General features: G+C 36.5%; 12 protein-coding genes. 10 read left to right on the plus strand and 2 right to left on the minus strand.

The genetic code is table 11. From position 1 onward, the window contains the following. The first annotated feature begins 36 nt into the window (after window positions 1–36). The 9 genes from pcrA to G6534_RS01515 all read left to right on the plus strand — a co-directional run bounded on the left by pcrA (window position 37) and on the right by G6534_RS01515 (window position 11,721). Window positions 37–2,265, plus strand: coding sequence for a DNA helicase PcrA (gene pcrA / locus G6534_RS01475; protein ID WP_182083260.1), 2,229 nt, complete (start codon window positions 37–39; stop codon window positions 2,263–2,265). An 11-nt stretch (window positions 2,266–2,276) separates the two neighbouring features. Next, a complete protein-coding gene (gene ligA / locus G6534_RS01480) occupies window positions 2,277–4,292 on the plus strand; it encodes an NAD-dependent DNA ligase LigA (RefSeq protein ID WP_182083060.1) in 2,016 nt (671 codons plus the stop codon). Between the two features lie 10 nt (window positions 4,293–4,302). Continuing rightward, a complete protein-coding gene (locus tag G6534_RS01485) occupies window positions 4,303–5,436 on the plus strand; it encodes a CamS family sex pheromone protein (RefSeq protein ID WP_059074115.1) in 1,134 nt (377 codons plus the stop codon). Window positions 5,437–5,450: 14 nt separating this feature from the next. Continuing rightward, entirely contained in the window at window positions 5,451–5,750 is a 300-nt protein-coding gene (gene gatC, locus G6534_RS01490; RefSeq protein ID WP_057812970.1) for an Asp-tRNA(Asn)/Glu-tRNA(Gln) amidotransferase subunit GatC, read from the plus strand. Beyond that, on the plus strand, window positions 5,750–7,207 hold the full coding sequence (gatA, locus tag G6534_RS01495) for an Asp-tRNA(Asn)/Glu-tRNA(Gln) amidotransferase subunit GatA (RefSeq protein ID WP_059074116.1): 1,458 nt from the start codon (window positions 5,750–5,752) through the stop codon (window positions 7,205–7,207). The genes gatC and gatA overlap by 1 nt, the downstream gene beginning before the upstream one ends. Beyond that, window positions 7,207–8,637 (plus strand): Asp-tRNA(Asn)/Glu-tRNA(Gln) amidotransferase subunit GatB, encoded by a 1,431-nt coding sequence (gene gatB / locus G6534_RS01500; protein WP_059074117.1) that lies wholly within the window; start codon window positions 7,207–7,209, stop codon window positions 8,635–8,637. The genes gatA and gatB overlap by 1 nt, the downstream gene beginning before the upstream one ends. Before the next feature lie 12 nt (window positions 8,638–8,649). Next, on the plus strand, window positions 8,650–9,657 hold the full coding sequence (locus G6534_RS01505) for a diacylglycerol kinase (protein WP_182083061.1): 1,008 nt from the start codon (window positions 8,650–8,652) through the stop codon (window positions 9,655–9,657). Window positions 9,658–10,031: 374 nt separating this feature from the next. Then, entirely contained in the window at window positions 10,032–11,390 is a 1,359-nt protein-coding gene (rlmD, locus tag G6534_RS01510) for a 23S rRNA (uracil(1939)-C(5))-methyltransferase RlmD (protein ID WP_182083062.1), read from the plus strand. A gap of 142 nt (window positions 11,391–11,532) precedes the next feature. Continuing rightward, the gene (locus G6534_RS01515; protein WP_059074120.1) at window positions 11,533–11,721 is read left to right on the plus strand and encodes a hypothetical protein; all 189 of its coding nucleotides are present in this window, start codon (window positions 11,533–11,535) and stop codon (window positions 11,719–11,721) included. Here the strand turns inward: G6534_RS01515 and G6534_RS01520 are convergent, their stop codons facing one another. Then, entirely contained in the window at window positions 11,722–12,591 is an 870-nt protein-coding gene (locus G6534_RS01520) for an alpha/beta hydrolase (RefSeq protein WP_182083063.1), read from the minus strand. Next, window positions 12,591–13,910: a PTS transporter subunit EIIC gene (locus tag G6534_RS01525; protein WP_059074121.1), complete on the minus strand. Its 1,320-nt coding sequence runs from the start codon at window positions 13,908–13,910 to the stop codon at window positions 12,591–12,593. Before G6534_RS01525 ends, G6534_RS01520 begins: the two co-directional genes overlap by 1 nt. A gap of 223 nt (window positions 13,911–14,133) precedes the next feature. Here G6534_RS01525 and G6534_RS01530 point away from each other — a divergent pair, with 223 nt between their 5' ends. Further along, the gene (locus G6534_RS01530; protein WP_059074122.1) at window positions 14,134–16,005 is read left to right on the plus strand and encodes an SLAP domain-containing protein; all 1,872 of its coding nucleotides are present in this window, start codon (window positions 14,134–14,136) and stop codon (window positions 16,003–16,005) included. The last annotated feature ends 47 nt before the right edge of the window (window positions 16,006–16,052 follow it).

Raw genomic sequence — 16,052 nt, forward strand, 5'->3', positions numbered from 1 at the left:
ACAAAGATTTGAGGGAGTTATAAATTGGACAATACAATGCTAACAGGTCTTAACCCAGAACAACAAAAAGCAGTTAAGGCAACAGAAGGACCACTTTTGATCATGGCGGGTGCCGGTTCAGGTAAGACACGTGTTTTGACTCATCGTGTGGCCTATTTGATTGAAGAAAAAAATGTCATGCCTTGGCACGTCCTAGCTATTACTTTTACTAACAAGGCCGCTAAGGAAATGAAGGAAAGAATTGGTAAATTACTCAATGAATCAGCAGGCGACGTTTGGGTTTCAACTTTCCACTCTCTTTGTGTAAGAATTTTAAGAAGAGATATCGACAAGATGGGGAAGCCTAAGACATTTACGATTGCTGACCCTAGTGAACAAAGAACTTTGATGAAACAAATCTTGGTGAAGATGAATCTTGATCCTAAGCGTTATGATCCTAGAGCTCTTTTAGGAACTATCAGTAATGCTAAGAATGAATTACAAACCCCAGCTGAATACGCTAAGGTTGCTGCAACTCCTTATGAACAAACAGTTGCGACAGTTTATGATGCTTATGCTAAGGAAATGGACCGCAACAACTCACTTGATTTTGACGATTTGATCATGCAAACGAGTGAACTATTTGACCAAAATCCTGATGTACTAGAGAAGTATCAAGAAAAATTCCAATACATTCACGTTGATGAATATCAGGATACTAATGAGGCTCAATACAAATTAGTAAAACAATTGGGTGCAAAATATCGTAATGTTTGTGTAGTTGGTGATGCTGACCAGAGTATTTACGGTTGGCGTGGTGCTAACATCCAAAACATTATGAACTTTGAAAAAGACTATCCAGAAGCTACAACGATTAAATTGGAACAAAATTATCGTTCAACTAAGGTCATTTTGAAGGCCGCTAACGAGGTTATCAACAATAACTCCAATCGTAAGCCTAAGGAATTGTGGACTGATAACTCTGAAGGGGACAAGATCAAATTTTATCGTGGTCAAAGTGATACTGACGAAGCTTTGTACGTAATTGACCAGATCAAAGATTTATTGTTACAAGGCTATAATTACGGTGATTTTGCCGTTTTGTACAGAACTAATGCTCAATCACGTAACTTTGAAGATAAGCTTATGAAGGCTAATATTCCTTACAAGATTATTGGCGGACATAAGTTCTATGACCGTAAAGAAATCAAAGATATCTTGGCATATTTACGTTTGATTGCTAATCACGATGATTCAATGAGTTTTCAACGTGTTATCAACAGTCCTAAACGTGGAATTGGACCAGGTACGATTGAAAAATTGCAAACTTTCGCTGATGAGCACAATTGGTCATTGTTAGAAGCGGCTGAAAATATTGAATTGTCGCCACTAGCAGCTAAACCTCGTAAAACAATTGGTGAATTTGCCAAAGTAATTGATAACCTGACTAAATTGTCTGAAGACCAATCAATGACAGTTTTGATGGATCATTTATTAGAAGATTCGGGTTACGTTGAAGAATTGAAGAAACAAAACAATCTCGAATCTCAAGCTCGAGTAGAAAATATCGAAGAACTTTTGACAGTTACAACTCAATTTGACCAAAGTTATGAACCAGATGTTGACGTTGATGAGACTCGTTTGACGACTTTCTTAACTGAACTATCATTGGTCAGTGATCAAGATGAGGTTGAAGAAGATCAACAAGAAGTAACTTTGATGACTTTGCATGCTGCTAAAGGGTTGGAATTTCCAGTCGTCTTCTTGGTTGGTATGGAAGAAGGAATTTTCCCATTAGGACGTTCATTGTTGAAAGAAGACGATCTAGAAGAAGAACGTCGCTTAGCTTATGTGGGAATTACTCGTGCTGAAAAACGCTTATACATCACTAATGCTATTAGTCGAATGTTATATGGTCGTGTTCAAAGTAATCCAACTTCAAGATTTGTTAATGAAATTCAAGAAGATGCCATTGAACCAGTTAATCCAGTTGCTGGCAATCTTGCTGGTGCTAAGAAAGAGAAATATCCATTCAGCAAGAACCGTCGTCGTATGGCCACAACTCCAACTTATCAATCACCAACTTTGAAATCTAAAGGAGCTTCAGGTGCTGAAAAACTCACTTGGAATGTTGGCGATAAAGTTGAACATAAGAAGTGGGGCCAAGGAACCGTCGTTAAAGTCAATGGTTCTGGCAATAATGCTGAATTGGATGTGGCATTCAAGAGTGAAGGCGTTAAACGTCTATTAGCAGAATATGCTCCAATTAAAAAAGTTACTGACTAAGAGGTGAAAGCATGGCTGATTTAACTAAAGAACAAGCTAGTCAAGAATTAGACAAAATCCGTCCCCAACTCAATAGTTGGCGTGATGCTTATTACACTAAAGATGCGCCGGTCGTAGAAGATAACGTCTACGATAAGTTATACAATCGTTTATTAGAAATAGAACAAATGTATCCGGAATTAGTAACTCCAGATTCACCTTCGCAACAAGTTGGTGATGTGACTTTACCCGATTTCAATAAAGTAATTCATGATATTCCAATGCTTTCAATGGGAGATGTCTTTTCTGAAGAAGAATTGGCGGAATTTAATGACCGAATTGAAAAAAATGTTGGACATGAAGTTGATTATAATGTTGAATTAAAAATTGATGGTTTATCACTGTCATTAATTTATGAAAATGGTATCTTAGTTCAAGGTTCAACCCGTGGTAACGGAACAATCGGCGAAAATGTGACAGAAAATGTCAAAACTATCAAAGATATCCCGCAAAAGCTCAGTCGTCCACTTTCAATTGAAGTTCGTGGCGAATGTTTCATGTCGAAAAAAGAATTTTTGCGTTTAAATCAAGAACGTGAAAATGAAGGTCAACAAGTTTTTGCTAACCCTAGAAATGCGGCCGCCGGTAGTTTGCGCCAATTAGATCCTAAGATCACTGCTTCTAGAAAGCTCGATACGTTCATGTATACGATCGTAACTTTTGATGGTATGAACGTTACAACGCAACATCAGGCTTTGGAAACATTAAAAGAATTAGGATTTAACGTTAATCCCACTGCTCAAGTAACGACCGGTTTAAAAGGTGTGCAAAACTTTATCGAACATTATGGTGAAGTTCGTGACGACTTAGATTACGGTATCGATGGGGTTGTTTTGAAAGTTGACGATTTAGCTTTACAACAACAACTTGGAAATACCGTCAAAGTGCCACGTTGGGAAATTGCTTATAAATTTCCACCAGAACAATCGGAAACAGTTGTCCGTGATATTACTTGGACGATTGGTCGAACGGGGGTTTTGACACCTACAGCAGTGATGGATCCGGTGCAATTAGCAGGAACAACTGTTTCAAGAGCAACTTTGCATAATGAAGATATGATTCGTCAAAAAGATGTTCGCATCGGCGATACTGTACTTTTGCACAAAGCAGGTGATATCATACCTGAGGTTTCACAAGTAGTTTTGAAGAAACGTCCAGCTGATTCAGTTCCAGCAGTTATTCCAACCAATTGTCCTTATTGTGGGTCCGAATTGATCCACTTGGAAGATGAAGTAGCATTGCGCTGCATCAATCCTAAATGTCCGGCTCAAGTCAAAGAACAATTGACGCACTTTGCTTCTCGAAATGCGATGAATATTGATGGTTTAGGACCTAAGATTATCGAACAACTCTACACAAAAGAATTAGTCAAAGATGTCGCTGATATTTACAAATTGACGGCTGATGATTTAGCCACATTGGATGGTTTCAAAGAGAAATCAATTAACAACTTGTTGATGGCAATTGATAATTCCAAGAGTAATTCTGTAGAACGATTGATCTTTGGTCTCGGAATCAGACACGTTGGTGCCAAAGCCGGCCGAATTTTGGCTGAGAATTTTGGTAGTTTGGACAATTTAATGTCAGCTTCTAAGGAAGAAATTCTAGAAGTTAATACGATGGGTGAAATTATTGCTGACAGTATTGTGACTTATTTTGCCAATGATGATGTTAAAAAATTGATAAATGAACTAAAATCAGTAAGTATTAACATGAATTTTATCGGTAGTTCAAATTCTAATGAAACAAATAGCCATTTTACTGATAAAATAATTGTTATAACCGGAACTTTGCAAAATTATAAACGTTCACAATTGTCTGAAAAGCTTGAAAATTTAGGCGCCAAGGTCACTAGCTCAGTTACTAAGAAAACTGATATTTTGATTGCTGGTGAAAAAGCCGGTAGTAAATTGACTAAGGCTCAACAATTGGGAACGCAAATTATTGATGAAACAACATTATCTGAATATTTGGATGATGAAGAGTAGGAGAACAGATTTGAAAAAATTCTTAAAAACTACAACGTTACTATTGATGTGTTCGATTTTTCTAGCTGCCTGTGGTAATCTACAAGATTCCACCCTTTCATCAGGTGGCGGTGATTCTTCGAAGAGTACAGTTCAGACAACATCCTCGTCTGATTCAAGTAGTTACGATGTTTTATTAAGTAATGGAAAGTACAAAACTAGTCCAATTTCAGGCTTAACAGCGGCTGATAATAGTAATCAGTTCAACAGTAGAAGCTTTGAAAGTGGTTTGATGAAATTGTCCAAAAAGCAATTCTCAACTAATTCATATGTTTTCCAAGAAGGTCAAGTACTTTCTGCCAGTACCGTTAATAAATGGTTAGCTCGTAAAAGCAAGAAGAATCCAACTGGATTGAATCCAGCTTCTAATGGTTCAACTGCTCCTACTAAGCGAACACCAATGTATTTACAACAATTGCTCGAAGAAGATTATCTTCAAAAGCAAGATGGTAAATATAAATTGGCTGGTATTTCAATCGGGGTTGCGATGAACAAGATCGATTACTACCAAAAGAAGCAATATGGTGCTACTTACAAGACCACTATTACGGAAGCAGAACAAAAAGAACAAGGTCAACGAATTGCCAAAGAAATAGTTCAACGCTTGCGTAAAGAAGATAAAGTGGGTAATATTCCTATTGTTGTGGGATTATATTCAGTAGCCCCTGAGGATACTTTAGTTGGAGGAAATTATTTCCAATATTCCTTCAGTAAGAGTGGCGAATTAGGTAGCTTTAAAGATTTGGAATACAAGAGCCAAATGTTGCCAGTTGTTAATGGTGATACTGCAATTAGCAGTAGTGATTCTGACGCCTTTTCTAACTTTAAGACACACATCCAAGATTACTTCCCTAATCTTTCTGGTGTTACAGCTCAGGCTCATTACGATGGCACAGACCTCAAATCATTGGATGTTACGATCAATACCCAATTTGATGGTTTAGCTCAAATTACTAGCTTTACTCAATTCGTTCAACAGAGTGCAACTAAATACTTACCATCTGGAGCTGATTTGGATATTAATATTCAAACAGTTGACGAGCAACAAGCCGTTGTAACTAGAACTAATGGTAAGTTCTATTCACATGTTTATGATGCAGATTAAAAAAGGAGAAACTTATGATTTCAAAAGATGAAATTTTACACGTTGCCACATTGGCTAATTTGAAATTCCAACCTGACGAAGTTGATAGTTTTGTCGATCAATTAGATAAGATCGTCAACATGGAAAGTAAACTATCAAGCGTTGATACAACTGGAATTGAACCTACATACAATATGGGTGACACAAGTACAGTCTTCCGTGAAGATAAGGGGATTCATACTCAAACTAGAGAACAAATGCTTGAGAATGTTCCTGAAACTGATAACAACCTTATCAAGGTACCAACAATTGTTGACAAGGAGGACGACGAATAGTGGATTACATGAAGGAAACAATCAATTCATTGCACCAAAAACTTGCTGACAAAGAGTTGACTGCCCAAGATTTAACACAACAAACTTTAGATGATATCAATGCTAAAGAAGACAAACTAAATGCCTTTATCACCGTTAACGATAAGGCTGTTGATGATGCTAAAAAGATTGACGAAAAAGGAATCAACGGACGTTTAAGTGGTATTCCAATCGCTATCAAGGATAATATCGTCACAAATGGCATCAAGACTACTGCTGCAAGTAAGATCTTGTACAACTTTATGCCAGTTTACAGTGCTACAGTTCTAGAAAAACTAGAAAATGCTGGTGCAATTGATATTGGTAAGACTAACCTTGATGAATTTGCTATGGGTTCATCTACTGAAACATCACACTTTGGAACAACTAAGAATCCTTGGGACTTTAGTCGTGTTCCTGGTGGTTCTTCAGGTGGTTCTGCTGCTGCTGTTGCAAGTGGTGACGTGGTAGCCGCTTTGGGTACAGATACTGGTGGTTCAATCAGACAACCTGCTGCCTTTAATGGAATCTTTGGTATCAAACCAACATACGGTCGTGTTTCTCGTTGGGGCGTTATTGCCTTTGCTTCAAGTCTTGACCAAGTTGGTGTAATGTCAAAACGTGTTGAAGATTCAGCTGAAGTTCTTTCTGTAATTGCTGGTCATGATGATCATGATTCAACTAGCTCAGAAAAAGAAGTTCCCGACTATCGCGCTAACTTGAACAAAGATATGACAGGCGTTAAGATTGCTGTTCCTAAAGAGTTCTATCATGAAGGAACACATCCAGATGTCTTGGACAATGTTAATAAAGCACTAGATGCTTACAAGAAGATGGGAGCTACTGTTGAAGAAGTTAGCTTGCCATCATTGAAGCATGCCGTTGAAGTTTATTACATTCTAGCTTCCAGTGAAGCTTCATCTAACCTTCAAAGATATGATGGTGTTAGATATGGTTACCGTGCTAAGGATGTTAAGAACATCAAAGACTTGTTTGTAAACTCAAGATCTGAAGGATTCGGTGATGAAGTAAAACGTCGTATCATGCTTGGTACTTTTGCTTTATCTGCTGGTGCTTACGATGCTTACTTCAAGAAAGCTGCACAAGTAAGAACTATCTTTATCAATGAAATGACAGATGTCTTAAAAGACTACGATTTAATTATGGGACCATCAACAACTACACCTGCTTTCAAGATTGGTGAAAAAGTTGACGATCCATTGGCAATGTACATGAATGATATTTTGACTATTCCTGCTAACTTGGCTGGATTGCCTGCTGCTTCAGTACCTGCAGGTTTAGCTGACGGTATGCCAGTTGGTCTACAAATTATTGGTAAGCCATTTGCTGAACAAGATGTCTTCAATGCAGCCTATGCTTTGCAAGAAGAAAATAAATTCTATGAACAAATACCAACTGCACTTAAGGGGGAAGACTAATGAATTTTGAAACAACTATCGGACTAGAAGTTCACGTTGAACTAAAGACTAAGTCCAAGATGTACAGTCCTTCACCAGTTGCTTATGGTGCTGAATCTAACGTTAATACCAATGTGATTGACTTTGGTTTTCCAGGAACATTACCAACTGTAAATAAAAATGGTTATCGTCTAGGTATTATGGTGGCTTTGGCTTTAAATGCTGAAATCGAACGCCATACACACTTTGACCGTAAGAACTACTTCTACCCAGATAATCCAAAGGCTTACCAAATTACTCAACAAGACAAGCCATTGGGTCATGATGGTTATGTTGAAATCGAAGTTGATGGACAAAAGAAGAAAATCGGTGTTGAAGAACTTCACGTCGAAGAAGATGCTGGTAAGAATACCCACGGTAACAACGGTTACTCATACGTTGATTTGAACCGTCAGGGTACTCCTTTAATTGAAATTGTTTCAAAGCCTGATATGCATTCTCCTGAAGAAGCTTATCAATATCTAGAAAACCTTCGTAAGATTATCCAGTTTACTGGTGCATCTGATGTTAAGATGGAAGAAGGTTCAATGCGTGTTGATACTAATATTTCAATTCGCCCAGTCGGCTCAGATACTTATGGTACAAAAGTCGAATTGAAGAACTTGAACTCATTCAACCACGTTAAGTTGGGTCTAGCTTATGAGGAAAAGCGTCAAGCTAATATCTTGAAACAAGGTGGACACATCGGTCAAGAAACTAGACGTTTTGATGAAAAGACTGGCGAAACATTCCTAATGCGTGTTAAGTCCGGTGCTGATGATTACCGTTACTTCCCAGAACCTGACTTGCCAGATTACGATATTTCACCTGACTGGATTGCTGAAATCAAAGCTAACTTGCCAGAATCAGCTGCCAAAAGACGTGTTCGTTACATCAATGAACTAGGTATTCCTGAATATGATGCTGGCGTTTTGACGGATACTAAGGAAATGTCTGACTTCTTTGACGAAGCCGTTTCTTACAAAGCTAATCCAAAGCTAGTTTCTAACTGGTTGATGGGTGAAGTTAATGGTTACTTGAATGAAAAGAAAGTTGGTTTGTTAGATACTAAGTTGACACCAGAACACTTAGCTAAGATGATCAATTTGATTTCTGATGGAACAATTTCTTCTAAGATTGCTAAGAAAGTCTTCAAGGAAACAATCAGTAATGGAACAGAACCAGAAGAATGGGTTAAGTCTAAGGGTCTTGTTCAAGAATCTGATCCTGCTGTCTTGAAACCAATGATTTTGGAAGTCTTGGATAACAATCAACAATCAATCGATGACTTTAAGAACGGTAAAGATCGTGCTGTTGGTTACTTGGTTGGTCAAATCATGAAACAAACACACGGACAAGCTAACCCTAAAGTCGTTAACAAGATTTTGATGGCAGAGTTAAATAGTCGTTAGTGAGGGAAAGATATGCGTGCTAGACTGATATATAATCCAACTTCGGGTCATGAGACCATGAACAGTAATGTTGGAGACATTTTGAATATTATTGAAAAAGCTGGTTATGAGGCTAGTGCCTATCGAACGACACCGAAAAAAAACTCAGCTCAAAATGAAGCCAGACGAGTAGCTAAAGAGGGTTTTGAGTTAATAGTTGCTGCTGGTGGGGATGGTACGATCAATGAAGTTGTTAACGGAATTGCTGATTTAGACAAACGTCCAGAATTAGCAATTATTCCGGCCGGAACAACTAATGATTACGCCAGAGCTTTGAAGATTCCCCGTGATGATGTAGTTGAAGCAGCTAAAATTATTCTTAAAGGACAAAAATTGCCAGTCGACATTGGTCAAGCTGGTGAAAAGTACTTTATCAATATTGCTGGTGGTGGGTCGATGACCGAATTGACTTATGAGGTTCCTTCAGCTTATAAATCAATTTTGGGATACTTGGCTTATCTTGTTAAAGGTGCTGAATTACTACCACGAGTTAGTCCAGTTGATATGCACATTGAATACGATGATGGCGTATTTGATGGTAAAGCAACGATGTTTTTGATTGGATTGACTAATTCAATCGGTGGGATGGAACAAATTGCCCCTGACTCAGTAATTGGTGACGGAACGTTCTCATTGATCATCGTTAAAGAAACTAATTTACGTGATCTAGTTCATTTGATTGCGTTAGTTCTTAATGGTGGTCGCCACGTTTACAATCCAAAGGTTATTTATACTAAGACGAAGAAAATTTCAGTTCACGCCAATGATGGCAATCGTCTGATGGTTAATCTTGATGGTGAATATGGTGGGGATGCGCCAATGGTGTTCACTAATTTGCATAATCATTTGAAAATTTATGCGGATGTGGATTCTATTCCGCTCAAAGCAATTGATACATCAACTCTTAGTGAAAAAGATGCTGGTGAAAAAATCATCGAAGAAGAAAAAAATCTTGATGATGATGAAAAAGAAGATAAATAAAAAAAGAATTTAGAAGTGGATCATATTGATTCTTTCTTAGTTAGGTTAGTATTTAAATCGCTGTCACACCGACTAGATAACGTTTCGTTTCTTTTATATCAAATAATTGGAAGATAAAGAATAGAACAACTATCTAGTCCGGAATAGCGAAGAAAATTGGCTCAGATGTGAAATTTCTCTTGGCAATTTATTGCCTAGTGAAAGGTCGAGCTTGAAGACTTTGCCCGAATTTGGGCTTAGCAAAGGCTCCAAGTCGTGCCCACATCGTTCCAGCCAAATTTTCTTCGCTATGGAGGACGGGAATACTTCAACTAACTAAGGTTAAGAAAGAATCTCATTTTTGGACACTTCTTTTTTCTATGTATAGGTGAAAAATGGAAAAACCAAATTTAAAAAAGAACCAAGAAATAGAATTGAATATTGAGGATTTGTCATACGAAGGTAAAGGTGTTGCTAAGGTTGACGACTTTACACTCTTTGTTGATAATGCTTTGCCAAATGAAACGGTTAAAGCGGTTATTACTCGTGTGAATAAAAACTTCGGTTTTGCGAGAACTTTGAAAGTCTTGAAGGAATCTCCAGATCGTGTTCATGATATCGATGCCGTTTATGCTCAAACTGGAATTGCTCCTTTGAGTCATTTGAAGTACGACAAGCAACTTGAATTTAAACGCAACCAAGTCGTAACTGACTTTGATAAGATTGGATTGAAGGATGTCGTCGTTAACAAAACTGTTGGAATGGAATCACCATTCAATTACCGTAACAAGGCCCAAGTGCCCGTACGCCAAGTTAATGGTAAATTGACAACTGGTTTTTATCGTCGTCGCTCACATGATTTAGTACCAATGGAAAACTTCTTGATTCAAGACCCTAAGATTGATGCTGAAATCTTGCGTGTGCGTGATATTTTGCGTAAATACAATGTTCGTGGCTACGATGAAAAGAACCAAAAGGGTCAAATCAGAACTATCATGGTACGTCGTGCTTACTTTACTGGTGAAATGATGGTTGTCTTAGTTTCTCGTACACCAGATATTTCTCATTACAAAGACATCACTAAAGAGATTTTGGATAATCCAGAAGTTAAGTCATTGTTCTTAAATGTTAATTCAAAAAACACTAACGTGATTTTTGGTCAAAAGATGACTTTACTCGGTGGTAAGAAGTACATTGATGACAAGATTTTAGGACACACTTATCGAATCTCACCACGTTCTTTCTACCAAGTTAACCCTGTTCAAACTCAAAACTTGTATCAAATGGCTATCGACAAGGCTGAACTTACAGGTAAAGAAAATGTTGTCGATGCTTATTCTGGTATCGGTACGATCGGTTTGTCACTAGCTGACAAGGCTAAACACGTTACTGGTATTGAAGTTATCGAAGATGCTGTTAAAGATGCTGACCAAAATGCTAAACTTAACAACATTACAAACGCTGACTTCGTTGTTGGTAAGACCGAAGACGTGTTGGATGAATGGGCTAAGAATGATATCTCAGTCGATGTTTTGATGGTCGATCCTCCACGTAAAGGTTTGGCTAGTTCTTTGATTGATTCATTGAAGAATATCAAACCAGAAAAAATCGTTTATATCAGTTGTAACCCAGCCACTTTGGCTCGTGATTTGTCATTGTTAAGCGATACTTATGAAATTGGCGATGTGACACCAGTTGATATGTTCCCAATGACGAACCATATTGAAAGTGTTACTCAACTTAAATTGAAATAATTATTAAAAAATTCCTTCGAAAATTTATTTTTTTGAAGGAATTTTTTGTATACCATTTATTAATAAATCAAAAAACAAGAATATTCAATGTAAATTGGATAAAATAAATGCAAAAGACAATATGAAGAAATAAGGTAATGTGATGAAAATAATTTTTGCGATTGGGGCAATTTTAATAGCAATATGGCAAATCTTTGTTTCCAAACAGTATTTCGACAATATAAAAAAGCAATCGAGTCCAGTTATTTTGTCCTTGATTGCTTTGATATTTAGTTTAATTTTTGCGGCCGTATTGTTGATTTGGGGTGTCAAAACTTTGATTGGTTTCTAATCAGGGTTTGGGCACTTTTTTATTTGGCGTCTGATTCATACCGTTACCGACCACGTACTGATGGAAGATATTGATGAATTGTTCGCTATCGATCATATCGGAGTGTTGGGCTTTTGAACCGGTTAAGGTAATTAAGGTATAGCGCTTGATGTGACCTTCGTAAATGTACTTACCAGCATCGACACTGCCTAGTGGAACGATTCCATCGTCAGTGTACAATTGAGTTCCAGCGATTGAATAATAAGTTAGATCTGTTGGAATTTTATCTCGATTTTTAATCAATTCGTGGAGCATTTGAGTCCGGTTGGCAGTGTTCTTTTCTTCAAAGTTATAAGGAGTTCCGACTGTCAGCATATGGTTGACACTGATTGAGGAATCATCGAAATAATCTTCAAAGAAATAAGTCCAAATTAAGCCACCGTTAGAATGTCCAAAGGCATTAAAGGTATTGAAACGGTATCTCTGTTTAAGCTTGTTAAAAGCAATATTAAACCAAGCAGCTTGTTTCTTGATATTGGAATAGCCATCGTTGTTATTTTCAAAACCAACGACGATGAATGGCTGATTATCATTTGCTCGAACCTTGCCTGTGTAGGTGATCTTGCCATCTGTGTGAACGGTCATCTTTAAAAGAGAATGATGTTCGCCATATTGATTGTTGATTGTCTTGACCAAATCATCGAAGCGATTGGCTGTAGCACTAGAGCCGGGAATCATAATGATTGGTGACATTGGTGAATTGTACCGTCCCGCCAAAGTGGTGACATTTTTTCTCGTCCAAATGTAAGAGGGCACACCTAACATGATAAAAATTAAGATCAAAAAGATAAGATATTTAATATTTCTATTTTTTCTGAATTCACGGCGCATTATTTAACACCTTCTTCAAGACCTAGATTATCCAATATTTTGACCTTAGCAGCCATTTTGACAAAGGGGATATAAATCCATGTTGAAATAATTACGGCTAAAATAGAGAACATTAAAGCCCTCCAGCTGCCGTTTGTACCAATGAAGGCAATTAGTGGTCCCGGAGTTCCAATGGGCACAGGATAGACGCTAGGTGGCATTAAATGCAGAGCTATGGCAATAGCTGCCATTAACATGTTAGCAATTGGTGCCAAGATAAATGGAATCAAGAAGATAATATTGAACAAGACAGGGATTCCTGTCATAACGCCACTGCCAATATTAAAGATGCTAGGGATCATAGCCCAACGAGCAACTGTTTGAAAATCTTTGTCTTTAGAAACAATTAAGATAGCGATAATCAAGCCTAAAATTGAGCCGGTTCCACCAAAAGTAGCAAAAGCATGATAAAGGGTGGAACTTGTGAAAGGATTAGGAGCGTTCCAAGCAGTGTGTTTTTCTAGGGCATAGTTCAAATTGACAGTTGAGAGGACGTCCATTTTCTCAACGCCAAGAGCTGAATAAGTTCCGGACCAACCGAAGAAAGACATGATCAAAGTGTAGATTGAAAAGATCAATGTTTTGAACAATTGAGCCCAGTCATTGTTAGAAGTATATTCAGAAGCAAGTGAATTGATAAAGTTGCCGGGAGCTTCTGAATAATAAGTGATATTGATGAAAGTACTAAACAGCATTGCAATCAATAGTGAAAAAATGATTGGTTTCAATGAAATAAAAGTTCTTTCTAAGACGTTGTTATTAGGTTGAGTATCAGGGATTTGCTTACTGCATTTCTTGAATAACCATCCAATAAAAATACCCCAAAGGATTGCGAAGAGTAGTCCCTTCATTCCTAAGATTTGAGGATGAAAAGAGATTGGTTGAATTTTTGAATATGAGTAATCGACGATCAGAAAGGAACTGACACCAGTAATACCAGCCAATTGATCATCACGATTGAAATATTTGGCACTATATTTAGCGGCTCCAAAGACTGCAATTACCGACACCCAACCGAGTGACATGTTGTATAAGCCGGATGCGATATTTTCCAATTGTCGATAAATAAAATCATTGCCAATCGTAGGAAAAACATCAGTTAAAAAGCCTTCTTTTCCCAAGACAATGGTTTGAATTATTTTGATAAAACTACCGAATAAGGCGAACGGAAAAATCAATAATAAAGTCCGTTGAATTATTCGATACAACAGTAATTTTTGAATCTTTAAAGTTAAATGAATTAATTTTTCTTCGAATTTATTATTAAATTGAACTTTCATGAAAAGGCCTCAATTTATTTCATTTGTGGTTCCAAGAAAAGTATAACCTCAAACAAAAAAAGCTGCCATTATAAAGAACATTTAAATAATTGGAATATTGAATAATAAGTTTAATATTATTTTTAATGAAAATATATAATTTAAATTATTTAAATATAGAAAAAATAAAAAATTAAGCTTACTATTGACATGAATAACAGGCTTTCATATTGGAGGGGTGAAAATGAGAGAAAAATTTTTTCATAGGTCTTTTTATATCTGGTTGATAGTTTTGTTGTCAGTTAGTTTAGTTTTTGTTTTAGGTTCTACAAGAACAGTATCTGCTGATATTAATAGCGCAGATGAACCAGAGGTTGGGACAGTAACTAATGATGATAGTGGACAAATTCCAGCTAAGTTATATTTAAATATATCTTATAAGGGCAAGGTTATACAAAATGAACGAATAGAATGTGAATTAAGACCATATCAAAAAGATAATCTTGCTGATGGTCAAGAAGTGTCAATGGATAAGTTGTATTCAAATGGATCTTATGAGCCTGTCGATGGACATTATAAACTTTCAGATGGATCTGAAGTTTTTCCTACAAATTCATATTATTTAAAATGGGATAGTGAAAAGAAGCAATTATATTTAACTGATAAAGATAATGAAATTTTTTCGTTTAGTAAAACGGGAAACTCTGAATCCATAATGCCCGTTCAATTTTCCAAAATATCTATGGGCTTTTACTATTATGCCAGTAATAATGATGATTTAATTGGAACAGCTACGGCAACTGGGACGTTGGAAAATAATAAATTTACGATTGATGTTCCAGAGAAGCCAGAAAAATTTTCAAATTTAAATTATGATGCATATAGTGGGGATTATAACCTGTATAAGGGCAGTCCAATTAATTTAGACGGGAGTAATCTTAGTCTTTCGACGAGTGATGATAAGAATAATCCACATAATTATATTTTTTATCGGAATATCCATCTTTCAATACCTAATGTAGGTTTTTACCGGACAATTTATTTGAATGATATTGTTTATTCATCTAGAAAATATACGGTGCCATCAAATGCTACGACTTTTACTGGATACAATGAAAGTTCAAATGAAATTCCTAAAGATGCTGAACTCTATGATACATATGCGGGATACTATATTAAGGACTTCACATTGGGTGGTGTTATTTCCGAAAAGGATGTTGCTGATCGTCTTTCTTTAAAAGATAATAAGATTTATGATTATGGGAATATTGACAGTGATACGTTTCTGACAAAGATATATAGTCAAAATCGTCTCTTTGGAATGTATTCTAATGGTTACGTCACATTAGATTATTATTACCAAAGGAAAGATAATCCTAAAACCAGTTCACAAGATGTGCTATTGCATACAAACTTAGGTGATAAAATAGTTCGTGTTGAAGGAGATATTCCGTCTAAAGATATTAAAGTTGATGTTCCAGTTGTTGATGGTTATAAAAAGGGTTCTGTCACAGCATCTATTGATGAATCTGGAAAGATAACTTTGAAAGATCCTGATGGAAATGTCAATGATGAAAAAAGTTTATATGATTATGTAAAGGGAACTGATGATTCTGGTTCATCATCAACTCCAACTAAACCAGAACCAAGTATTCCATCTCATTCAAGTTCTTCAGTGCATAAAGTTGAACCAACTATTACTAAGAAGAATCAACTAGTATCAACTGCAATTTGTAAAGGCTATGTATCACTGTATAAGATTAGTGGTACCAATATTTCTAAGGTAACTGATCAAGCATTAAGTGCTTTTTCTGATTGGCAAAGTGATGAAATGGTTACGATAAATGGAGAAAAATACTATCGAGTAGCTACAAACAAGTGGGTTAAAGACCAAAATGTATATGTTTACCAACCTTTAGATACGGTTGTAAAAACAAAACAGAATTTGGTTTATATGAAAAATAATGAATTTAATAATATAACTAATCGAGCTTTAGCTGCTAATAGTAGTTGGAAGGTTGATCGTATTGCTTATTTAGAACGTGATAGTACTCCTTATTATCGTGTTTCGACCAATGAATTTGTTAGAAAAGATGATATAAATATTGGTAACTAAAAAATACGCTAGCATTGTCGATTTGACAATACTGGCGTATTTTTGGA

It is taken from the genome of Companilactobacillus pabuli, from assembly GCF_014058425.1.
GTDB classification, from domain to species: Bacteria; Bacillota; Bacilli; order Lactobacillales; family Lactobacillaceae; genus Companilactobacillus; species Companilactobacillus pabuli.

What these genes read in the sequence shown, in the direction of transcription:
- pcrA (WP_182083260.1), top strand. Translation starts at nt 37, where the DNA reads ATGCTAACAGGTCTTAACCCAGAACAACAAAAAGCAGTTAAGGCAACA.
- ligA (WP_182083060.1), top strand. Translation starts at nt 2,277, where the DNA reads ATGGCTGATTTAACTAAAGAACAAGCTAGTCAAGAATTAGACAAAATC.
- gatC (WP_057812970.1), top strand. Translation starts at nt 5,451, where the DNA reads ATGATTTCAAAAGATGAAATTTTACACGTTGCCACATTGGCTAATTTG.
- gatB (WP_059074117.1), top strand. Translation starts at nt 7,207, where the DNA reads ATGAATTTTGAAACAACTATCGGACTAGAAGTTCACGTTGAACTAAAG.
- G6534_RS01505 (WP_182083061.1), top strand. Translation starts at nt 8,650, where the DNA reads ATGCGTGCTAGACTGATATATAATCCAACTTCGGGTCATGAGACCATG.
- rlmD (WP_182083062.1), top strand. Translation starts at nt 10,032, where the DNA reads ATGGAAAAACCAAATTTAAAAAAGAACCAAGAAATAGAATTGAATATT.
- G6534_RS01515 (WP_059074120.1), top strand. Translation starts at nt 11,533, where the DNA reads ATGAAAATAATTTTTGCGATTGGGGCAATTTTAATAGCAATATGGCAA.
- G6534_RS01520 (WP_182083063.1), bottom strand. Translation starts at nt 12,591, where the DNA reads ATGCGCCGTGAATTCAGAAAAAATAGAAATATTAAATATCTTATCTTT.
- G6534_RS01525 (WP_059074121.1), bottom strand. Translation starts at nt 13,910, where the DNA reads ATGAAAGTTCAATTTAATAATAAATTCGAAGAAAAATTAATTCATTTA.
- G6534_RS01530 (WP_059074122.1), top strand. Translation starts at nt 14,134, where the DNA reads ATGAGAGAAAAATTTTTTCATAGGTCTTTTTATATCTGGTTGATAGTT.